Raw genomic sequence first — 21,724 nt, forward strand, 5'->3', positions numbered from 1 at the left:
CTCTTACGCTCCTGTGCGCGTGAATTTGCCATCAACGACATGAATGCCGCATTCTTCTTTGTTGTCGCCACGCCAGCGACCGGCGCGGGGGTCTTCGCCTTCGGCAACCGGCGTGGTGCAGGGGGCACAGCCGATCGACGGATAACCCTTTGCCACCAGCGGGTGACGGGGCAGGCGGTTTTCTTCCATATAGGCGCGCACATCTTCGGGCGCCCAATGGGCCAGCGGGTTGATCTTCATCCGGCCAGTGCCTTCCTCGACCTCAAAGAAGTCAAGCGCGGCGCGGCTTCCGGCCTGAAAGCGTTTGCGCCCGGTGATCCAGCCTTCATACCCTTCCAGTGCATTTTGCAAAGGCGCAGTTTTGCGCAAGGAACAGCAGGCATCTTTGTCGCTGAAGCGCAGCGCGCCATAGGGGTCTTTTTCCGCGATGTCTTCGGCGCGGATGATACGCAGATTGCGCAGCCCCAGACGTTCGCTCACCTCCTGCTGATAAAGCAGGGTTTCGGTGAACAGCAGTTCAGTGTCGACAAAAAGCACCGGTGTCTCGGGATCGATCACCGCTGCCATATGCAACAGCACAACCGATTCCGCGCCAAAGCTCGAAACCAGAGCGATATTTCCCGCCTCGCGCAGCGCGCCCTCCATGACGGAGGTGGCAGAGTGATGCCGGTAGCGCGCATTTAGATCGGCCACCTTGTCTGCCAAGACGCGGTCTCTTTCGAGCTGCGCCTTGGTGGGTGTGTAATCCACAGATGAGAACATGTAAGCTATGCCACTTTTTTAGGGGTGTCAGGATAAAGAGCTGCCTTGAACGGCGGCATCCCAACACGGCGGAACGTCTCTAAAAAGGTTTCATCTTTACTGTCACGGACCTCGAGGTAAGCATCTACGATGCGCTCGATGGCGGGTACAATTTCATCATAGGCAAAGCCTGGACCGGTACGGGCGCCAATGGCTGCTGTCTCGGTTCCATCTCCGCCAAGGGTGATCTGGTAGTTTTCAACGCCCGCACGATCGAGGCCAAGAATACCGATGTGACCCACGTGGTGGTGACCACAGGCGTTGATGCAGCCCGAGATCTTGATCTTGAGATCACCGATCTCATGCTCAAGCTTCAGCTCATCAAAACGCAGGGCGATCTGCTGTGCCACCGGGATCGAGCGCGCGGTTGCCAGCGCGCAGTAATCCATGCCGGGGCAGGCGATGATGTCGGAAATCAGACCCACGTTTGCGGTGGCAAGCCCGGCCTCTTTCAGGGCTGCGTGAATTGCAGGCAGGTCCGATTTGTGGACATGGGGCAGGATCACGTTCTGCTCGTGGCTGATGCGCAGCTCACCATAGGCGTATTGTTCCGCCAGATCGGCCATCAGGCGCATCTGCGCCGCGGTTGCATCACCGGGGGTCTTGCCATGCGCCTTCACCGAGATGGTGACAATTGCGTGGTCCGCCTGGCGGTGTTCGGACAGGTTGGTGTCGGCCCAGGCGCGAAACACCGGGTCAGCGTCATAGGCGGCATCATAGGCGGCCACATCTGCGCTGCGGAACGCGGGCGCTTCAAAGTGGGTTTTGATGCCTTTCAGCAGTTCCTGATCGGTGCCATCAAATTCCGCGCGGCGCTGTGCAAAGGCTTCTTCCACCAATTCGCGATAGGTGTCGATGCCGTTTTCCTGCACGGTGATCTTGATGCGAGCTTTGTATTTATTGTCGCGACGGCCCAGCACGTTGTAGACGCTGACGACGGCCTCAAGATAGGGCAGCAGATCTTCCTGCGGCAGGTATTCACGCAGCACTTTGCCCACCATCGGGGTGCGGCCAAGGCCACCACCAACAATGACTTCAAAGCCGATCTTGCCGTCTTGTTCCACCATGCGCAGGCCAATGTCATGCGCTTTGGTGACGGCGCGGTCATTGGGGCTGCCGGTGATGGCGATTTTGAACTTGCGGCCAAGGAACTGGAATTCCGGGTGATCGGTCGACCACTGGCGGATCAGTTCCGCATAGGGGCGCGGATCAGTTAGCTCATCTGCGGCGGCACCGGCGAAATGATCGGCGGTGGTGTTGCGGATGGTGTTGCCTGAGGTCTGGATGGCATGCAGGCCAACTTCACCAAGGGCATCGAGCATGTCAGGGACATCCCGCAGCTTGGGCCAGTTGTACTGGATGTTCTGGCGCGTGGTAAAGTGGCCGTAGCCCTTGTCCCATTTCTCGGCCAAAAGCGCGAGGGTGCGCATCTGATCGGGGTTCAGCGTGCCATAGGGAACCGCAACCCGCAGCATATAGGCATGCAGCTGCAGATAAAGGCCGTTCATCAGGCGCAGGGGTTTGAATTCATCTTCGGTCAGCGAGCCGTCGATGCGGCGTTCGACCTGTGCACGAAACTGGGCGTTGCGCTCTGCAAGAAAGGCCGTGTCAAATTCGTTGTACTTATACATTGCTGCGGGCCTCTTGTTTGCCGTGGCTGTAGTTGGATGGGCCGGTGCGGCGGAATTCTTCGCGGAAGTGCGCAGGCTCGGGGCCGTTTTCACCTTGGGTGGCGTCGGCGAGATAGGCGCCAACAATCGAGAGATTGTCTTTTTCTGCTTCGCTCAGGCGGACGGGGGCTGCGGCTTCATCGGTGATGAGCTCAGCTTCAGACAGGTGGCGCGTCCAGCTGTTTTCCGACGTAAAGTAAATCACATCCCCTTCGAGCAGGTCGTTGGCGGTGATCACTTTTGGGGTAAAGGGGCGTGGCATTAGGCGAGCTCCATTTTCAAATCAGTCAGGGCCGCAGCGCTGTCGCGCGGCGCGAGCCCAAGCAAGGTCAGTGCAGGACCATCAAAGCTGGCATCGGCCAGATCTTTGGGGAGACGGTCCAGAGTTGTTTCAAGAACGCGCTGATCGGCGCGGGAGGCGTTTTCAACAATGGTCACAGGGGTGGCACGATCTGCGCCGTGCATGATCAGGCGACCCTGCACAAAACGGGCGGATTTCTTACCCATATAGATCGCAGCAACCTGCCCAGATTTGGCCAGCGCCGCCCAGTCGTGATTGGCAAAGCCTTTCATGTCATGGCCGGTCATAAAGCGCACAGAGGTGTTGCGCCCGCGTTGGGTCAGGCTTTGGCCAATTCCTGCCACCGCAGCCGAAGCCGCAGTGATACCAGGCACCACCTGATACGGGACGCCAGCCTGTTCGCAGGCAGTGATTTCTTCATCGAGGCGGCCAAAGATGGTGGGATCACCGGATTTCAGGCGCACCACTTTCAGACCGGCCTTGGCATGGGCAATGAGACGCGCGCAGATCTCTTCTTGGGACACCTGCGGGCCAAAGCCTTCTTTGCCGACATTTTCCAGCACGGTCTCAGCACCAGCAAGGGCGAGGATCTCGTCGCTGACCAGCCGATCAAACAAAACCACGTCTGCACTTTCGATTGCTTTGAGCGCTTTTACGGTCAAAAGATCCGGATCACCGGGACCAGAGCCAACAAAGGCAACCTGACCCGCGATAAGACATGCGCGCCCCATCCCAGTGCTGGGGGAGGTGGTGTGCGTCTGTTTCGTGTCCTGCGGCATGAATCTGGCCTCTGATGCGGTTTGACTTGGCTGTAGATATAGGAAATATTCCCCTGTGATCGCTATATGTAAGACAAAATAAGGATGAATATTCTATCCGGGCAGTGCGCCAAGTGGCTTTGTCCTGAATAGGAAGGAAAACTGGAATGACGGTGCGAATTGATGCGACAGATCGGAAAATTTTGGCGGAACTGCAGCGCGATGCGGGCCAGTCATTGGATGAAATCGCCCGCCAAGTTGGCAGTTCTAAGACCCCGGTGTGGAATCGCATCCGCAAACTAAAGGATGCGGGCGTCATCAAACAGCAGACGTTTCTGCTTGATGCTGAGGCGCTGGGCTATGAGGCGTGTTTCTTTGTGCTGATCCGCACGTCAGAACATGAGGCGGACTGGCAGGCGAAATTCCTCAAGGCGCTACAGGACCGCGCCGAAGTGCAAGAGGCGCACCGGCTGGCAGGCGATATCGACTATATTCTTAAGGTGCGGGTGCAAAATGCGCGCGCCTACGACAAATTCTATCAGGCGCTGATCTCAGAGGTGCGGGTGCATAATGTCACCGCGCTTTTGTCGATGGAGGAGATCAAATCCACCACCATGCTGCCGATGAGCAAGTGAGCCGCCTGTTATGATTTTCCCTCAGGTTCTTGGGGCGTCTTTATGGCGATTTCAGGGGCGATCCCGTGCCTGAAGGCCGCGTGATGCATCGTTTTAGCCAAAACCGTTGGACGATGGTGACGCTGTTTCTGTTGGCGGTGCTGAGCCTTAGCGTGCTGGTGTGGAGCTATGGTTTCCGCCAGGCGCTGGAGACGTTGGCGCAGCGCACCAGCGCGGATCTTGAGCTGGCGTCAGACCGGGTGACCTCGCAGTTGCAGATCTATCAGGAGCTGGCGGTGCTGATGGCCGACCATCCCGAGGTGCAAAAGCTGGCAAGTGGCACGCCCTCGGACACGGCCGAGCAGTTTTTGCGTGAAGCCGCGGATAAAACCGCGGCGCTGGATGTGTTTTATGTCAACACCCAGGGCACGACCTTTGCGCGCGGCGAAGATATTGAACTGCCGGATATTACGGAAAACGGGTTTTTTCAGCGCGCCATGCGGGGGGCCTTGGGCACGGGCTATGCGGTTTTGCCGCCCAATGCGCGCCGGGCGTATTTCTTTGCCGCGCCGGTTTTCAACGCTGGGCGCGTGCAGGGCGCGGTGGTGGTGGTGGCCGATGTCGAAGACGTAGAACAGACCTGGCGCGGCTCCTTGCCTGCGGTGTTTTTCACCAATCAGGATCGGCAGATCTTTATCTCTAACCGACCGGAACTGTTGTATTTTCAGCGTTCCGACGATGGGCAAAGGCTGTTTAACGGGCTGGGCGAAGAGGTGCCGATCCGCCTGATTTCTTTTGGCAGCCATGCGCTGTGGCGTTCAAGTTTCAGTTCATATCTGCCAGACGTAGGTTTGCATCAATCGGTTGATCTGCCGGTCATCGGGCTGGTGGGGGAAATTCTGGTGGATGTGTCACCGGTGACGCGGCTGGCGACCTTGCAGGCGGCAACCGTTATGGCGCTGTGTCTCGCATTTGGGGCGATGTTGTTTCTGGCGACCGAACGCCGCCGCGCATTGGCTGCAGCCAATCAGGAGCTGGAAGCGCGGGTAAAAGAACGCACCCAGGCGTTGACCGATACGAATATGCAGCTGCGCCGTGAGGTCAGCGAGCGCGAAGAAGCCGAAGCCGCGCTGAAACGCGCGCAGGAAGATCTGGTGCAGGCGGGCAAACTGTCGGCATTGGGGCAGATGTCCGCTGGCATCAGTCATGAGCTGAACCAGCCTTTGATGGCGATCCAGCAGTTTGCCGAAAATGGCACCGCGTTTTTGCAGCGCGGCAAAGGCGAGCGTGCGGGCGAAAACCTGGGGCGGATTGCCGATCTGGCAGCGCGGATGGCGCGGATCATCAAGAACCTGCGCGCCTTTGCCCGCAATGAAAGCGAAAACCTAGGCCGGGTTGATCTGGTGCAGGTGATCAACACCGCCGCTGAGCTGACAGAGCCGCGGTTGAAAAACGATGGTGTTACGCTGGAATGGGACGCAGGCGACTACCCCGCGCCGATCTATGCGCTGGGCGGTGAGGTGCGGCTGGGGCAGGTGTTTGTGAACCTGATCAACAACGCCGCAGATGCGATGCTGGAGCAGGACGAGCGCCTGATCCGCATCAAGATCCGGCCGGGCAGGCATCTTTCGGTTGGGGTGCGTGACATCGGGCCGGGCTTGAAAGAGCCGGAAAAAGTGTTTGATCCGTTTTATTCTACCAAAACCGTGGGCAGCTCTGAGGATGGTATGGGCCTTGGCTTGTCGATCTCATATGGGTTGGTGCAAAGTTTTGGTGGCAATATCCGGGGCACCAACACCGGGCGCGGGGCGCTGTTTACGGTGGAATTGGAATACTGGCGCGAGGAGTATGTGGCGCAATGACACGCAAGGTTCTGCTGGTGGATGATGATGCGGCCGTGCGCGAAGCGCTGGGTCAGACGCTTGAGCTGAACGATATAACCTCTTCAACTCACAGCTCTTTTGTGGCCGCGAAAGATCAGATCACGGCTGATTTTCCGGGTGTGATTATCTCTGATATCCGTATGCCGGGGCGTGATGGGTTTCACCTTTTGGAATACGCGCTTGAGATTGATCCGGATCTGCCGGTGATCTTGCTGACGGGCGAAGGTGATATTCCGATGGCGGTGCGCGCCATGTCACAAGGTGCGTTTGATTTTCTGGAAAAACCCTGTGCCTCGGCGGATTTGCTGGCGGTGCTGGAACGCGCGCTGAATACGCGCAAGCTGGTGCTGGAAAACCGCGAGCTGAAACAGACGCTAGAGCGTGGCGACGCGGCAGCGCGGATGATTTTTGGCGTCTCAGAACAGTCGCAGGATCTGCGCGCGCGGGTGCGTTCGGTTGCGTCCACGCAGGCAGAGGTCTTGGTGACAGGTGCGCCGGGCGGTGGGCTATCCAAGGTGGCGGAAGTCATTCACATCATGTCTACTGCGGCGCAGGGGCCGTTTGTGAAACAGGCGGCGCACCGTGTAACGGCGGATGATTTCCCGGCCCTGTGTAAACGTGCGGCGGGGGGCTCGCTCTATCTGGATGAGATCAAGGAACTGTCGCCTGAGGCGCAATATGCGGTGTTGGAGCTGCTGGAAAACCCGCATGATGTGCGCATCCTTGCGGGCACGACCGTGGATCTGATCGAGCAGGTGAACAGTCAGAATTTCAATGCGGATCTGTTTTACCGGTTGGATGTGATGCGGGTGCGTATTCCACCGCTGTCTGAGCGCCCGTCAGATATCCCTGATCTGTTTCGCCACTATGTTGCCCAGGCGGCAGAGCAGGCAGGCATTCAGGAGCCGGAAGTCTCTCAGGAGCATCTCGCGAGTTTGATGGCGCAGGAATGGCCCGGAAACGCGCGCTCGTTGATGTCGGCGGCCATGCGGTTTGTGCTTGGCATGCCCGAAGAAGCGGTCGAAGCTGCTGAGCTGGGATTGGCGGAACAGATGGCGCAGGTGGAGCGCTCTTTGCTGATTGCAGCACTGGGGCGGCAAAATGGACGGGCGGCGGCGGCGGCAGAGGTCTTAAAACTGCCGCGCAAGACCCTATATGACAAACTGGCGCGCTACGGGATTCGTCCCGAAGACTATCGCCGGTAGTATTGGCATCAGCGGTTTTGTGCGAAATTCCGCACAAAGCCTTTCTGAACTGTGCGGGTTTTCGCACAAGTTTATATTGCAAAGTCAATAAGTGCCCGATGCATTGATCTTATAGTATTGAAATTCATTAATAAAATCACCTTGTGACGCAAACGTAAATTGGCCGCTTGTGACGTGGAATACGATTGAACACATTACTCTCAGAGCCCGTGTCTTCTGACGTGGGAGGGATTTTTTCTGGGAGGTTACTATGAAATTCCTGACCGTTGCTGCAACTGCTGTTGCTCTGTCCACCACTGCTGGTGCGGCTCTTGCCGCCTGTGATGACGGCGAGATCGTTGCAAAATTCAGCCACGTGACCAACACCGACAAACACCCAAAAGGGATCGCTGCGTCGCTCTTGGAAAAGCGCGTCAATGAAGAAATGAACGGTGTGATGTGCATTGAGGTCTATCCGAACTCGACACTGTACAACGACAATAAAGTTCTCGAAGCAATGCTGCAGGGTGATGTCCAGCTGGCCGCGCCGTCGCTCTCCAAGTTCGAGAAGTTCACCAAACAGTTCCGCCTGTTTGACCTGCCGTTCATGTTCAAAAACATCGAAGCAGTTGACGCGTTCCAGGGCTCTGAAGCGGGTCAGTCCATGCTCGATTCCATGCAGCGCCGTGGTCTGCAAGGTCTGGCGTTCTGGCACAACGGCATGAAGCAGATGTCTGCAAACAAGCCGCTGATCTCACCCGAAGATGCGCAGGGCCTGAAGTTCCGCGTTCAATCCTCTGACGTGCTGGTTGCGCAGATGGAAGCCATTGGTGGTTCGCCCCAGAAAATGGCCTTCTCTGAGGTATACGGCGCGCTGCAGCAGGGCGTTGTGGATGGTCAGGAAAACACCTGGTCCAACATCTACGGCAAGAAGTTCTTTGAAGTGCAGGACGGTATTACAGAAACCAACCACGGTGTTCTGGACTATCTGGTTGTGACCAATGTGGACTGGCTGAACAGCCTGGATGCAGAAGTACGTGACCAGTTCCTGACCATCCTGGGCGAAGTAACCGCAACCCGTAACGCTGAATCCACCAAGGTGAACGGCGAAGCAAAAGCATCCATCATCGAAGCGGGCGGCGTTGTGCGCACATTGAATGAAGACCAGCGTTCCGTATGGCTTGAAGCGATGAAGCCTGTTTGGGATCAGTTCGCCGGTGACGTAGGCGTTGAAATGATCGAAGCAGCACAAGCTGCAAACGCTGGTTTCTAAACCAGTTTAAAAACTCCAGAGGGGCGATCAAATGCGCCCCTCTGTTTTTCTCGGTAAGCCGCTGTGCTTGCCGTAACCTTTCCTGAAAATCTGGGAGATGACTTATGTCGGGGGCACATACCGGGCCAACCGGGTTCATTGATGCAATCGAAGAGACTTTGATTGCCATTATCTTGGGGCTGATGACGGCGCTGACCTTTGCCAATGTGGTTGCGCGTTTCGCCTTTAACTCAAATATCCTTTGGGCGCTTGAGGCCACTGTGTTCCTGTTTGCCTGGTTGGTGCTGCTGGGCGCGTCTTACGCGGTCAAGAAACACTCGCACCTGGGTGTGGATGCGATCATCAACATGCTGCCTGCGGGCGCACGCAAAGTTGTTGGCCTGTTTGCGGTTGGCTGCTGTCTGGTGTTTTCGCTGCTGCTTTTGAAGGGCGCCTATGATTACTGGGCCGTGTTTGCAGATCTGCCGCCGACCTCGGGCCGCTGGTTCCCAACCGGTCTGAACGAAAGCGCGCGTTCGCAGAGCTTTTATGAAGTGCAGGATGTGCCGATGATTGGTGCCTTCCGCTTTTTGGAAGATCTGATCAACTACGGTGATGCATACGAGAAGCTGCCCAAAGTGGTGCCTTATGTTGTCCTGCCTGTTTCCATGCTGCTGTTGGTTTTGCGTTTTGCCCAGGCTGCGGTGCAGATTTTGCGCGGCGAGGCGGATCGCCTTGTTGCAAGCCACGAAGTAGAAGATGAGCTGGACGCGGTGCGCGCCCAGCGTGGGGAGCACGACTGATGGATGTAGTATTTCTATTTGGCATGGTGATTGGCCTGCTCTTGCTGGGCGTGCCGATTGCGGTCTCGCTGGGTCTCAGCTCCACGATCTTCCTGTTGATCTATTCCGACAGCTCGCTGGCCTCCGTTGCGGGCACGCTGTTTGAAGCCTTTGAAGGCCACTTTACCCTGCTGGCGATCCCGTTCTTTATTCTTGCCTCAAGCTTTATGACCACGGGTGGCGTTGCCAAACGCATCATCCGGTTCTCGATTGCCTGTGTGGGGCATCTGCCGGGTGGTCTGGCGATTGCGGGTGTCTTTGCCTGTATGCTGTTTGCCGCTTTGTCGGGCTCGTCGCCTGCAACAGTTGTGGCGATTGGCTCAATCGTGATCGCGGGCATGCGTCAGGTGGGCTATTCCAAGGAATTCGCCGCTGGTGTGATCTGTAACGCGGGCACATTGGGCATTCTGATCCCGCCTTCGATTGTGATGGTGGTTTACGCTGCTGCGGTTGAAGTGTCTGTGGGCCGGATGTTCCTTGCCGGTGTTATTCCGGGTCTGCTGGCTGGTCTGTTCCTGATGGTCACCATCTACGTGATGGCCAAGGTCAAGAACCTGCCCAAAGGCGAATGGAAAGGCTGGGGTGAAGTCCTTGCTTCTGCGCGCGACGCAGGCTGGGGGCTGTTCCTGATCGTGATCATTCTGGGCGGCATCTACGGTGGTATCTTTACCCCAACCGAGGCTGCAGCGGTTGCAGCGGTCTATGCCTTCTTTATTGCGAGCTTTGTCTACAAAGACATGGGTCCGCTCAGCAATGGCGAAGATGCACCAAAGATTCCTTTGCTGAAAAAGCCATTGGCTCTGGTGACTGCATTCTTCCACCCCGATACCAAACACACGCTGTTTGAAGCGGGTAAACTGACCGTCACCTTGCTGTTCGTGATCGCCAACGCGCTGATCCTGAAACACGTGCTGACCGATGAACAGGTGCCGCAGCATATCGCCAATGCAATGCTGTCTGCGGGCTTTGGTCCGGTGATGTTCCTGATCGTTGTAAACGTGATCCTGCTGATCGGTGGTCAGTTCATGGAGCCGTCGGGCCTGCTCGTGATTGTGGCACCCCTGGTGTTCCCGATTGCAATCGAGCTGGGCATTGATCCGATCCACCTTGGTATCATCATGGTTGTGAACATGGAGATCGGTATGATCACCCCGCCGGTTGGTCTGAACCTCTTTGTGACCTCGGGTGTTGCAGGCATGCCGATGATGGCAGTGGTACGCGCGGCGCTTCCGTTCCTTGCAGTGCTGTTTGTGTTCCTGATCCTCATCACCTATGTGCCGGCAATTTCGACCTTCTTGCCGAACCACTTTATGGGGCCAGAGATCATAACCAAATAGAAAAACCCCGCCGGATCTAACCGGCGGGGCCTATTCAAGACTAAGGCGCCCTCTTGCAAGGGCGCCTTTTTTTATGCCTTAGGAGGCGGCAAGCGCGGCGGCGATTGGGGCGAAATCTGCTGCTTTGAGGCTGGCCCCCCCCACAAGCGCGCCGTCCACATTGCTGACCGCAAAAATCTCAGCCGCGTTGCCCGGCTTGACCGAGCCACCATAAAGCAGCGGGATGGCATTGCCGGTCTCGGCCCCAAAGCGCGCCACCAGTTCTGCGCGCAGGAAATCATGCACCTCGCCGATTTGTTCCAGCGTGGGCACTTTGCCGGTGCCAATGGCCCAGACCGGTTCATAGGCCACAACGGTGTTTTCGCCGGTGATCCCATCGGGCAGGGAGCCTGTGAGCTGGCTGCCAACAACCTTGAGCGTGTCACCCGCTTCGCGTTCATCCAGAGTTTCGCCAATGCAGACAACGGCCTGCAGGCCCGCGTCTTGTGCGGCCTCGGTCTTGGCGCGCACGGTGATGTCGCTTTCACCGTGATCTGTACGACGTTCCGAATGGCCAAGGATCACCGCCGCAGCGCCTGCGTCTTTCAGCATCTCGGCGCTGGTGTCACCGGTGTGGGCGCCGGATGTGGCCGCGTGGCAATCCTGCCCGCCAATGGAGAGCTTGGCATCTGCCGCAGTCTCGGCCGCTGCCGCGACCAAAGTGGCCGGGGGGCAGATCAGCACGTCTACATCCGTTGTGGCGGTTGCCTCTGCGATGGCTTTCAGCTCAGCCAGAGCTGCTCGTGTGCCATTCATTTTCCAATTGCCAGCCGCAAGTTTACGCGCCATGTCGGATATTCTCCATTACCGGTTACTTGCCTGACGGGATAGCACTGCCACGGCGCGGAAACAATTGCGCTGATGGCGGTTCTCTCTGGTGTGGTTTGCAATCGGGCGCTATGAGGGCCTAACCCTTTGGCAGCCGATGCGCGCACCTCAAGAATGGGTGCGTCTATGCTGCAAGATAGGCGAAATTGGCGTTCTGACCATTTTTAACACCGGGCTGGATGCAGACCACAACGGGCCGGAGACGGCCGCGTATCGCAGTTTTTCACCGCATCATCATCGGTCAAAGCGGCAGTGGATCTGGCTAAAACCGGATTGAACCGGGGCGAGCTTATTCGTGGCCCGGAACATTAAAGCTGATGGATTCGCCACAGCCGCAGGCCTCAGCCACATTGGGGTTGTTGAACTTGAAGCTCGATTCCAGCAGGGAAACCTCATAGTCGATTTCGGTGCCGAACAGGAACATCTGCGCCATTGGGGCAATCATCACCCGCGCGCCATCCTGTTCGATCACCTCATCATTGGGATCGGCCTCATCCACATATTCCATGGTATATTCCATGCCCGCGCAGCCACCTTTTTTGATGCCGATGCGCAGGCCTGCGCGACCGTCTTTTTCCATCAACTTGGAAATCTGCTTCACCGCACGCGGTGTTATGGTTACGGCCTGCTTGCCGGGAATACCAAACATATGTGTCTCCACCTTGGACCTAGCGCATATCTAGGAACGGGCAGCTAAAGGTTCAAGTCAATGGAACGTTACATAAAGCCCAATTCAAGCCGGGCTTCATCAGACATCATGTCCATGCCCCAGGGCGGCTCCCACACCAGTTCGACATCAACCGATTTTACCCCGCCAACAGCAGAGACCGCATCCACGATCCAGCCCGGCATTTCACCGGCAACAGGGCAGCCCGGTGCGGTCAGGGTCATAATGACTTTGACGTCGTTTTCATCTGAGATCTCAATCGTGTAGATCAAACCAAGGTCATAGATGTTGACCGGGATCTCCGGGTCATAAATCGAACGACAGGCAGCCACGATCTGTTCATACAGATCATGGTTCACCGAGGAGGGTGCAATCAGTGGTGTGCCTTCAAGCGGTTCGGATGTGTCGGTCATGGAAGCCCCAAATTTATTCGCCTGACTATATAGATAACCTTGCAGCAGCCGTCCAGTAGCAGGCCTTCATATCAAAGATCCCAAAAAGGCGGCATATTGGCAACCTGAGTATTGCCAATATGTGACTGTTTTAGTCGTTTATATCGTGATCGAAGTGTTTGACCTGCCCGGTTGGCAGCGAAAACAGACGATGCAGCGCCAGCCATGCCGCCAGCGACAGGCTCGCAAACAGCAAAAGCATCAGCGTTGGCGCCAGAGAGAACCCCGGCACCACAAGGATCAGGGCGGCGATCACCCCGGCGCCAATGCCAAAGCCAAGCGCGATGAAACCGGGCAGTAGTACTTCAAGGATCACCAGCACAAGCGCGGCGATGCCCCAGACCCACCAGACCAGCCAGAAATTATCGATCACTATCTAACCCCTTTCAGCAGTTTGAACGCATCGCCAAAGGCTTCGAGCGCCTGTGCGGGCACCACGATGGTCTGTTTGCCCTCGCCCTGACCAAGTGCTGTGAGCGATTCCACCTGTTTCAGCGCCACCTGATATTGCGCTGCTTCAATGCCGTTTTCCTTGATCGCCTTGGCCACAACCTCGGTTGCATAGGCTTCGGCTTCGGCCTCGATCCGGCGCGCCTTGGCGCTTTGCTCGGCGGCGTAAAGTTCGGCATCCGCTGCAAGCTCGACTGAACGTTTCTGCCCCTCGGCCTCGGTCACCTGGGCGCGGCGCGCGCGTTCCGCATTGAGCTGCTGCAGCATGGCGTCACGAGTGGCCTGATCAAGGTTCACATCTAGGATCTCGGCGCGGGTGACTTCAATTCCCCAATCGTCCACCGCGTCTTCAACGCTTTCCTGAATGCGTGAGATCAGCTGGGCGCGGTTGGATTGTACCTCATCCAGGTCCATTTTACCAATTTCGGCCCGCACAATACCAGCAACGGTGGTTGCGATTGCACCATCCACGTCGCGGATCCGGTAAACGGTCTTTTCCGGTTCAAGGATGCGGTAAAACACCGAGGTGTCGATCTGTACCAGAACGTTGTCTTTGGTGATTGCGTCCTGGGTGGCGTTGGGCAGCTGGCGTTCCAGGATCGAAATCTTATGGGCGACATTGTCGAGAAACGGCACGATGAAGTTGATACCTGGCCCAAGCACCGCATGCAGACGGCCAAAGCGCTCAACCACATATTTCTGCGATTGCGGCACGATTTTGATGCCGCGGAAGATAATGATGACGATCAGAGTCGCCGCCACAAGGAAAACGATGTTTTGTGACAATAGGTCGAGGATTAACTGCTCCATCGGAGACCTCCTAAGGTGTCAAGCCGCCTTGGCGACACCGCAATAAATGATGCGTAATGCGCCTTTTATATAGGCGGCGGGTGGCTTTGGTGCAATTGTGTTGGCTTGGCAAAGGCTGAAGTTCTGCGTAAAGGAACGGCTCACAGCGTCACAAGGTGGATGAGATGGCACAGAAATTTAGTTTTGAGCTGAAAGCAACGGATGGCAGAGCGCGTACCGGTGTGATTTCAACCCCGCGTGGCGAAATCCGTACCCCTGCGTTTATGCCGGTTGGCACCGCCGCCACCGTCAAGGCGATGATGCCCGAAAGCGTGCGCGCAACCGGTGCAGATATCCTACTGGGCAATACCTATCACCTGATGCTGCGCCCCACCGCCGAGCGGATTGACCGTTTGGGTGGCTTGCACAAATTCATGAACTGGGAGCGCCCGATCCTGACCGACAGCGGCGGGTTTCAGGTGATGTCACTTGCGGGTCTGCGCAAGCTGACCGAACACGGCGTGACGTTTAAATCCCATATTGATGGCTCCAAACATGAGCTGACGCCGGAACGCTCCATGGAAATCCAGCGGCTTTTGGGCTCGGATATTGTGATGTGTTTTGATGAATGCCCGGCGCTGCCAGCAGACCGGGATCGCATTGCTGAAAGTATGCGCCTGTCGATGCGGTGGGCCGAACGTTCACGCGAGGCCTTTGGCGACCGGCCGGGGCATGCGCTGTTTGGCATTATGCAGGGCGGGCTTGAGCAGGATCTGCGCGAAGAAAGTGCCGAGGCGCTGAAAAAGATCGGCTTTGAAGGCTACGCCATTGGTGGCCTTGCAGTGGGCGAGGGGCAGGAGGCGATGTTTGGTTGCCTCGACTATGCGCCTGAATTCCTGCCAGTGGACAAACCGCGCTATCTGATGGGCGTGGGCAAGCCCGATGATATTGTGGGGGCCGTAAAACGCGGCATCGATATGATGGATTGTGTGCTGCCGTCGCGATCTGGCCGCACTGGGCAGGCCTTTACCCGCCACGGAGTGGTCAACATCAAAAACGCGCGTCACGCCGATGATCCGCGTCCGCTGGATGAAGCAAACTCAAGCCCCAGCCGCAACTATTCGCGCGCCTATCTGCACCATGTGTTCCGTTCAAATGAAATGATCGCGGGGATGCTGTTGACCTGGCACAACCTTCATTATTTCCAGATGATCATGCAGGAGATGCGTGATGCTATCGCCGCAGGCAGCTTTGACGCCTGGGAGCAGGAGTTCCACGCCATGCGGGCGCAGGGCGACATTGATCCGCTGTAAGTCTTAAGCCGGGAATGGCTCCTCGGCGTAGCGTTGCCTGCCTCTGCGCGACTATTCTTGGCGAGTATTGTGGGTTTGGGATTGCAGCGCAAACACGGAAAATCTGTTTGATTTGAGATCTACAGATGTCGCGAAAATATAACAGCCGCTCTTGATCAAAGGGCGGCTTTTTTCTTTCGTCACGTAGGAAAGCTGCGTGCTGTTTCTAAGGATGCAAGCTTGTGAAAGTGGCGATTTGAAATGTTGGAAACTATAAACAAACTGTTTCTAACGTTGATATGTTAACTTTTAAAATTGTTTTATCATATTTGCGTGATAATAAAATTACTGTGAGCATGGCGCCAGTTTCTGTTGGCGTTTGGTATCAGGTAATGTGAATAGAGTGACGTAATGAAGAAAATTATTTTTTCCGCCCTTGCTGCTTTGACGATTGCTACAGGAAGCACACAGGCCGCAACACTATTGGCGGATGGCACCTATAGCGCTCCAAATGATCTTACCCGCGTTCAGGAGGGCAGCACGGTCTATGAGTTTTTGGAGCTGCCCAACACGCTTGGCATGACAGCGGCTGTTGCGCAAAGCACTTTTTCTGCGGATGGATTTGTGTTTGCTGGATTTAGCCATGTCAACCACTTGCTTGAGGCCTTTGGGTTCTCTGGGGTGACATTGCCCGCGTTAGGGACATACCAGACGCTGGGGGCAGGAGATGCAGCCGGGTTTGCCGAGCGGCTTTATAGCGCGCATCCGACCCGCCCTTACATTCTTGCTGGATTTCAAAACGACTTGGGGGATCCTGTGCATATTTGTATTTCAGGCTCGGGATCCTGCGGGTTGGATTCTGGTGAGATTGCGAATTTCCCCAATCTTCTGGATGGGAACCCCAATTCCAACGTGTTGATGGTGCGTGAAGCCGCGGTTGCCCCTGTGCCGCTTCCCGCCACTGCGTTGTTGTTGGCAGGTGGACTGGCTGGATTTGGTGCGTTGCGCAGAGCGCGCAAAGTCTAAACTTACTGCTTAAAGAGTGAACGGTGAGCCGCTCCTATCTGGGGCGGCTTTATTTTGTGGGTATATGTTACGTGCATCATGGCGGTTTAAAGCTTTGATCACCTTATCACCAAAACCCCCTTGTGGTCGGCTGGCGCAGGGGGCAATGTGGCTGCCAAAGCAAGCGGTGGGTTGAAAACCAACTGTAGCCAGACCAAATTAAAAGATCCAAAGAGGAGACGGCGGGGGTTGCCGCTAGCCGGGGCCGGGCCGTCTTGCCAAATAAAGGACCGAGTATGCAAGAGCCACTCAATTCCTCCTATCCTGTTCTGCCGCTGCGCGACATTGTGGTGTTTCCACATATGATCGTGCCGTTGTTTGTCGGTCGCGACAAATCGGTGCGCGCGCTGGAAGAGGTGATGGCGGATGACAAACAGATCCTGCTGTCCAGCCAGGTTGATCCGTCTGAAGACGATCCCGAAGCCGATGGCATCTATGAAGTTGGCGTGCTCGCCAATGTGTTGCAGCTGCTGAAACTGCCCGACGGCACCGTTAAGGTGCTGGTCGAAGGTCAGGCGCGGGTGCGCATTACCGAATATTTGGAAAATGAAAATTTCTTTGAAGCCCGTGTTGAGGCGCTGACTGAAATTCCGGGTGACATGACCACAACCGAAGCGCTGGTGCGCACGGTTGGTGATGAGTTTGAGCGCTACGCCAAAGTGCGCAAAAACATCCCCGAAGAGGCGCTTGCGGCCGTGGGTGAAACCGGTGAAGCCGCCAAGCTTGCGGATCTGGTTTCTGGCCATCTGGGCATTGAGGTTGATCGCAAGCAGGAGCTTTTGGAAACGCTTTCTGTCAGCGAACGCCTTGAGAAGGTCTACGGGCTGATGCAGGGGGAGATGTCGGTTCTGCAGGTCGAGAAAAAGATCAAGACCCGCGTCAAATCCCAGATGGAGAAGACCCAGCGCGAATATTACCTGAATGAGCAGATGAAGGCCATTCAGAAGGAGCTGGGCGATGGCGAAGAAGGGGCCGGCGAAGTTGCCGAACTGGAAGAGAAAATCGCCGCAACCAAGCTTTCAAAAGAAGCGCGCGAAAAGGCCGATGCTGAGCTGAAGAAGCTCAAGAACATGTCGCCCATGTCGGCCGAGGCCACAGTTGTGCGCAACTATCTTGACTGGATGCTGTCGATCCCGTGGGGCACCAAATCCCGTGTCAAAAAGGATCTGGGCCGCGCACAGGAAATCCTCGATCAGGATCACTATGGTCTGGATAAGGTCAAAGAGCGCATCGTTGAGTATCTTGCGGTGCAGCAGCGTTCGGCCAAGCTCAAAGGACCGATCCTGTGCCTTGTTGGCCCTCCGGGTGTTGGTAAAACCTCGCTTGGTAAATCGGTTGCCAAGGCCACTGGCCGTGAGTTTATCCGCATTGCTCTGGGTGGTGTGCGTGACGAAAGCGAAATTCGCGGTCACCGCCGGACTTACATCGGCTCTATGCCCGGTAAGATCATTCAGGCGCTGAAAAAGGCCAAAACCACCAACCCGCTGATCCTGCTCGATGAAATCGACAAGATGGGTCAGGATTTTCGCGGTGATCCGGCGTCAGCGATGCTGGAGGTTCTGGACCCGGAACAGAACAACACCTTTATGGATCACTACCTTGAGGTGGAATATGATCTGTCAAACGTGATGTTTTTGACCACCTCCAACAGCTACAACATGCCGGGGCCGCTGATGGACCGGATGGAGATCATTCCGCTGTCGGGCTATACCGAGGATGAAAAGCGTGAGATTGCCAAACAGCACCTGATTGGCAAGCAGGTCAAAAACCACGGTCTTAAGGCCAAGGAATTTGAGCTGAAAGAAGAGGCGCTGAACGATATCATCCGCACCTATACCCGCGAGGCTGGTGTGCGTAACCTTGAGCGTGAGATCGCCAAAGTTGCCCGTAAATCCTTGACCAAGATCGTCAAGAAAGAAGCTGAAAGCGTCACCGTGACGCCGGACAATCTGGATGAATTCCTTGGCGTGCCGAAATACCGCTTTGGTCTGGCCGAAAAGGAAGATCAGGTTGGTGTGGTTACAGGCCTTGCCTATACCTCGGTTGGCGGCGAGCTCCTGTCGATCGAGGCACTGCGCCTGCCCGGTAAGGGTCGGATGAAAACCACCGGTAAGCTCGGCGATGTGATGAAGGAGTCGATTGAGGCTGCCTCATCGTATGTGCGCTCCATTTCGCCACAGATCGGGGTGAAACCGCCGCGTTTTGACAAATGGGATATCCACGTGCACGTGCCCGAAGGGGCAACTCCCAAAGACGGCCCAAGCGCGGGTTTGGCCATGGTGACATCGATTGTGTCGGTGTTGACGCAGATCCCCGTGCGCAAAGATATCGCCATGACCGGCGAGGTCACGCTGCGCGGCAATGCGTTGGCAATCGGTGGTCTGAAGGAGAAACTTCTGGCGGCGCTGCGCGGTGGTATCAAAACCGTGCTGATCCCGGAAGAAAACGCCAAAGATCTGCCGGAAATCCCGGACAACGTCAAAGAAGGCCTGGAAATCATCACGGTCAGCCACGTTTCAGAAGTGTTGAAACATGCGCTGGTGGCAACACCAACGGCCATCGAATGGGATGAAGAGGCAGAAGAAGCTGCTGCAGCCAAAGCCGCGCTGGAAAACAAAGGCACAGGGGCGGGCGCAACTGCGCATTAAGCCTCTGGATGTGTGAGTAGAAATAAAGGGCGGCCACTGGCCGCCCTTTTTAGGTGTCCTATCGTTATGTAGGCAGCCTTTAACGGCGTTTATTTTCCCCAACTGGACATTATTGGCGCGCAGGCAAAGCGGGCTTTGCCTGCGCGCGGGCGCCTCATAAGGCACGGGTGCAAGCGGATCAAGCCGCTTGTTCTGAGATCTTTGTTTGTACCGCTTTCGTGGCAACATCGGCCGGGCTGATGTTGGCGGCGGCGGCCTGATTGAGGATGGATTTCAAGGTCACATCCAGTGCCGCGAGTTTTTCACTTACAAATCCTTCGCGATCAGAAATTTGCTGGATCTCGGTAGCGACGTTGATGATGCCACCGCCATTGGCAACAAAATCGGGCGCATAGAGAATGCCTTTGGCGTGCAGGGCTGCGCCATCTGCGGCTGTGGCCAGCTGGTTGTTTGCACCACCGGCAACAACGCTGACTTTTAGCTGTGCAATGGTGATCTCATTCAAGATGCCGCCGATTGCGCAGGGCGCAAAGATATCGGCCTCCACGCCGTAGATCGCATCAATCGCAACGGCCTTTGCGCCAAAGGTTTCAACGGCGCGGCTGACGCGATCGGCAACAGTGTCGGTGACGATCAGCTTTGCGCCCGCGTCATGCAGAAATTCACACAGATACCAACCCACATGGCCAAGACCCTGAACCGAAACACGCACATCTTGCAGCGTGTCCGTGCCGTGACGATGTGCCCAGGTGGTTTTGATCGCGTTGAAAATACCACGCGCGGTGATCGGGGAGGGGTCGCCGCTGGCAAATTCGCCATTGGGAAGACCAGCCACAAATTTGGTTTCCTCGGCTAGAATGGCCATATCTGTTGGGCTCATGCCCATGTCTTCGGCGGTGTAATAGCGCCCTTCAAGCGATTGGATTGCGCGGGCAAAGGCACGCAGCAGATCCGGTGTTTTTTCCGTGGAAGGATTGCCAATGATCACAGCCTTACCGCCACCAAGGCTAAGACCTGCGGCAGCGTTTTTATAGGTCATGCCTTCGCTCAGCCGCATCACATCTTTCAGGGCGGCTTCGGCGCTGTCATAGGGGCGCATGCGCAGACCACCCGCCGCCGGGCCCAGTCGAGTCGAATGGATGGCAATAAACCCGTGCAGACCACAGTCTTGATCGCGCACCTCATAGATGGCTTCATGGCTGGTGCTTGGGACTTCGGTAACGTTCATTTTGCTCTCCTGGGGTGGACGTCGCACCACTTTATTTGGATTTCAGGAGTGGATGTCTCCAAATTTACGCTTATTTCCGCACTGGATTAGAGTATTCTGGTGAAATATCGGGATTGATTAGGGGAAACCGGCGTGGATTTGATTGACGGTAAGATTTTGACTGCCTTGCAGGAGAACGGTCGCATCACCATGGCCGAGCTTGCGGAGCAGGTGGGGCTGTCGCCAACACCCTGTGCGCGCCGGGTGAGCGCGCTGGAAGATCAGGGGGTGATCGAAGGGTATGGCGCGCGCATCAATCAGGAAAAACTGGGGCTGACGGTTTCCATCTTTATTGAGGTCGAGCTTGATCAGCAGACATCACAGGCGCTCTTGGCGTTTGAAGCTGCGGTGCGCCCATTTCCGCAGGTGATGGAATGCCATTTGATGACGGGAACACGGGATGTGCTGCTGCGGGTGGTGGCGCGCGATCTCAATCATTTTGACCGGTTTCTGGAAGAGCAGCTGATGCGAGTGCCGGGGATCCGCAACACGCGATCAAGCTTTTCACTGCGCACAATGATCCGCCGCAACAGCCTGCCGGGACTTTGAAAAAACTCTATTTTGCGTTTTGTCAAAAAAACTGCAAATGAGCCCTTGCGCTCCTCTGTGCTATTCTTTAAATCCGCCTTCACCGGGTCGTTAGCTCAGTTGGTAGAGCGCTTCGTTTACACCGAAGATGTCGGGAGTTCGAGCCTCTCACGACCCACCATTTATCATTGAAAACATGGCTCTACCAAGATTGCGCGCGTGGATCGCGGGAATGTCTTTGCCTTTGTATACGTGAATGGTTACCTCTGATTTCAGCAGTGAAAGAGGTGTGATATGGCGCGTTTTCCCAAGATCTGGTTTCTTCGCCACGGGCAGACAGAATGGAATGCTGAACATCGCATTCAGGGCCAGCTGGAATCAGATCTGACGGATCTTGGCCGGGCACAGGCCCAAAGCCAGGCCGCGCTGATTGCACCGATTTTAGCCGCCCATCAACCGCCCTGTCTGGTCTCGCCGTTGCGGCGGGCGCAAGATACTGCAAAGATTGCGCTGCAAGGCTACCCTTTTGTAACTGAGCCTAAATTGATGGAAGTGCAGGCGGGCCTCTTTCAGGGGCAAACGCTGGATGAGATCGCCCAGAGCCACCCAGAAGTTCGCACAGCAGCCCCGCAAGCGCTGGATCTGTTTTGCGCAGCCCCCGAAGGCGAAGGATTTGATGCGTTTTATGATCGCGTGCATGCAGTGCTCAGCGCGCTGGAATGTCCCACGGTGATTGTGGCGCATGGTCTTTTGGGGCAGGTGCTGCGCGGCATTATCTGCGGCTTGGATCGTGCCGATATGGCTGCGCTGCCCAATGAGCAGGGCTGTATCTATGTGCTGGAAAACGGTCAGGAAACTTTGATGCGGGCCAAGTGAAGTTTTTTCGAAAAAACTGCAAATGATCTCTTGCGCTCCTCTGCGCTATTCTTTAAATCCGCCTTCACCGGGTCGTTAGCTCAGTTGGTAGAGCGCTTCGTTTACACCGAAGATGTCGGGAGTTCGAGCCTCTCACGACCCACCATTTATCCTTTAAATGTACAGCTCTACCATCGATGTC

General features: G+C 56.2%; 21 protein-coding genes and 2 tRNA genes. 13 read left to right on the forward strand and 10 right to left on the reverse strand.

All coding sequences use genetic code 11. The annotated features are described in order from the left end of the window. Positions 1-3 precede the first annotated feature (3 nt). From GG681_RS00830 to cobA, 4 genes are read right to left on the reverse strand one after another with little or no spacing between them, the layout of a single operon-like run. Positions 4-762: a phosphoadenylyl-sulfate reductase gene (locus GG681_RS00830; RefSeq protein ID WP_153544132.1), complete on the reverse strand. Its 759-nt coding sequence runs from the start codon at positions 760-762 to the stop codon at positions 4-6. Between the two features lie 5 nt (positions 763-767). Continuing rightward, on the reverse strand, positions 768-2,432 hold the full coding sequence (locus tag GG681_RS00835; protein ID WP_153544134.1) for a nitrite/sulfite reductase: 1,665 nt from the start codon (positions 2,430-2,432) through the stop codon (positions 768-770). Further along, positions 2,425-2,733: a DUF2849 domain-containing protein gene (locus tag GG681_RS00840; RefSeq protein ID WP_153544136.1), complete on the reverse strand. Its 309-nt coding sequence runs from the start codon at positions 2,731-2,733 to the stop codon at positions 2,425-2,427. Before GG681_RS00840 ends, GG681_RS00835 begins: the two co-directional genes overlap by 8 nt. Next, a complete protein-coding gene (gene cobA / locus GG681_RS00845) occupies positions 2,733-3,503 on the reverse strand; it encodes a uroporphyrinogen-III C-methyltransferase (RefSeq protein WP_235899705.1) in 771 nt (256 codons plus the stop codon). Before cobA ends, GG681_RS00840 begins: the two co-directional genes overlap by 1 nt. Before the next feature lie 194 nt (positions 3,504-3,697). Between cobA and GG681_RS00850 the strand changes: the two genes are divergently transcribed. The 6 genes from GG681_RS00850 (at position 3,698) to GG681_RS00875 (ending at position 10,642) form a co-directional block, all read left to right on the forward strand. Continuing rightward, positions 3,698-4,165, forward strand: a complete 468-nt coding sequence (locus GG681_RS00850; protein WP_153544140.1) for an Lrp/AsnC family transcriptional regulator — start codon at positions 3,698-3,700, stop codon at positions 4,163-4,165. Positions 4,166-4,248: 83 nt separating this feature from the next. Beyond that, positions 4,249-6,006, forward strand: coding sequence for a sensor histidine kinase (locus tag GG681_RS00855; RefSeq protein ID WP_153545124.1), 1,758 nt, complete (start codon positions 4,249-4,251; stop codon positions 6,004-6,006). Beyond that, positions 6,003-7,232 carry a sigma-54-dependent transcriptional regulator gene (locus GG681_RS00860; RefSeq protein ID WP_153544143.1) on the forward strand — a complete coding sequence of 410 codons (1,230 nt, stop codon included), beginning with the start codon at positions 6,003-6,005 and terminating at the stop codon, positions 7,230-7,232. The genes GG681_RS00855 and GG681_RS00860 overlap by 4 nt, the downstream gene beginning before the upstream one ends. 250 nt (positions 7,233-7,482) lie before the next feature. Continuing rightward, positions 7,483-8,484, forward strand: coding sequence for a DctP family TRAP transporter solute-binding subunit (locus tag GG681_RS00865; protein ID WP_153544145.1), 1,002 nt, complete (start codon positions 7,483-7,485; stop codon positions 8,482-8,484). A gap of 104 nt (positions 8,485-8,588) precedes the next feature. After that, positions 8,589-9,266, forward strand: a complete 678-nt coding sequence (locus tag GG681_RS00870; RefSeq protein ID WP_153544147.1) for a TRAP transporter small permease — start codon at positions 8,589-8,591, stop codon at positions 9,264-9,266. Then, a complete protein-coding gene (locus GG681_RS00875) occupies positions 9,266-10,642 on the forward strand; it encodes a TRAP transporter large permease (protein ID WP_153544149.1) in 1,377 nt (458 codons plus the stop codon). The genes GG681_RS00870 and GG681_RS00875 overlap by 1 nt, the downstream gene beginning before the upstream one ends. Positions 10,643-10,720: 78 nt before the next feature. Here GG681_RS00875 and tpiA read toward each other — a convergent pair whose 3' ends face one another. From tpiA to GG681_RS00900, 5 genes are all read right to left on the reverse strand, one after another. Then, positions 10,721-11,470 carry a triose-phosphate isomerase gene (gene tpiA / locus GG681_RS00880; RefSeq protein WP_153544151.1) on the reverse strand — a complete coding sequence of 250 codons (750 nt, stop codon included), beginning with the start codon at positions 11,468-11,470 and terminating at the stop codon, positions 10,721-10,723. Between the two features lie 328 nt (positions 11,471-11,798). Continuing rightward, positions 11,799-12,158 (reverse strand): HesB/IscA family protein, encoded by a 360-nt coding sequence (locus tag GG681_RS00885; RefSeq protein WP_153544153.1) that lies wholly within the window; start codon positions 12,156-12,158, stop codon positions 11,799-11,801. A 68-nt stretch (positions 12,159-12,226) separates the two neighbouring features. After that, the gene (locus tag GG681_RS00890) at positions 12,227-12,589 is read right to left on the reverse strand and encodes an SUF system Fe-S cluster assembly protein (RefSeq protein WP_153544155.1); all 363 of its coding nucleotides are present in this window, start codon (positions 12,587-12,589) and stop codon (positions 12,227-12,229) included. Between the two features lie 130 nt (positions 12,590-12,719). Further along, positions 12,720-13,001: a hypothetical protein gene (locus tag GG681_RS00895; protein WP_328593214.1), complete on the reverse strand. Its 282-nt coding sequence runs from the start codon at positions 12,999-13,001 to the stop codon at positions 12,720-12,722. Next, positions 13,001-13,888, reverse strand: a complete 888-nt coding sequence (locus GG681_RS00900) for an SPFH domain-containing protein (RefSeq protein ID WP_153544157.1) — start codon at positions 13,886-13,888, stop codon at positions 13,001-13,003. The genes GG681_RS00895 and GG681_RS00900 overlap by 1 nt, the downstream gene beginning before the upstream one ends. Positions 13,889-14,052: 164 nt before the next feature. On the opposite strand from GG681_RS00900, the gene tgt reads away from it, so the two are divergent. The 3 genes from tgt to lon all read left to right on the forward strand — a co-directional run bounded on the left by tgt (position 14,053) and on the right by lon (position 18,872). Further along, on the forward strand, positions 14,053-15,180 hold the full coding sequence (tgt, locus tag GG681_RS00905) for a tRNA guanosine(34) transglycosylase Tgt (protein WP_153544159.1): 1,128 nt from the start codon (positions 14,053-14,055) through the stop codon (positions 15,178-15,180). A gap of 390 nt (positions 15,181-15,570) precedes the next feature. After that, a complete protein-coding gene (locus GG681_RS00910) occupies positions 15,571-16,185 on the forward strand; it encodes a VPLPA-CTERM sorting domain-containing protein (RefSeq protein WP_153544161.1) in 615 nt (204 codons plus the stop codon). Positions 16,186-16,460: 275 nt separating this feature from the next. Then, positions 16,461-18,872: an endopeptidase La gene (lon, locus tag GG681_RS00915; RefSeq protein WP_153544163.1), complete on the forward strand. Its 2,412-nt coding sequence runs from the start codon at positions 16,461-16,463 to the stop codon at positions 18,870-18,872. A 178-nt stretch (positions 18,873-19,050) separates the two neighbouring features. Here lon and GG681_RS00920 read toward each other — a convergent pair whose 3' ends face one another. Further along, positions 19,051-20,100 carry a Glu/Leu/Phe/Val family dehydrogenase gene (locus GG681_RS00920; protein ID WP_153544165.1) on the reverse strand — a complete coding sequence of 350 codons (1,050 nt, stop codon included), beginning with the start codon at positions 20,098-20,100 and terminating at the stop codon, positions 19,051-19,053. 132 nt (positions 20,101-20,232) lie between these two features. Between GG681_RS00920 and GG681_RS00925 the strand changes: the two genes are divergently transcribed. The 4 genes from GG681_RS00925 (at position 20,233) to GG681_RS00940 (ending at position 21,688) form a co-directional block, all read left to right on the forward strand. Further along, positions 20,233-20,688: an Lrp/AsnC family transcriptional regulator gene (locus GG681_RS00925; protein WP_328593215.1), complete on the forward strand. Its 456-nt coding sequence runs from the start codon at positions 20,233-20,235 to the stop codon at positions 20,686-20,688. Between the two features lie 84 nt (positions 20,689-20,772). After that, positions 20,773-20,848: transfer RNA gene (locus tag GG681_RS00930), tRNA-Val, on the forward strand. A 113-nt stretch (positions 20,849-20,961) separates the two neighbouring features. Beyond that, positions 20,962-21,543 (forward strand): histidine phosphatase family protein, encoded by a 582-nt coding sequence (locus GG681_RS00935; protein WP_153544167.1) that lies wholly within the window; start codon positions 20,962-20,964, stop codon positions 21,541-21,543. A 69-nt stretch (positions 21,544-21,612) separates the two neighbouring features. Next, positions 21,613-21,688: transfer RNA gene (locus GG681_RS00940), tRNA-Val, on the forward strand. Positions 21,689-21,724: the final 36 nt, after the last annotated feature.

This window comes from Tritonibacter aquimaris, from assembly GCF_009617595.1.
Lineage (GTDB): Bacteria > Pseudomonadota > Alphaproteobacteria > Rhodobacterales > Rhodobacteraceae > Epibacterium > Epibacterium aquimaris.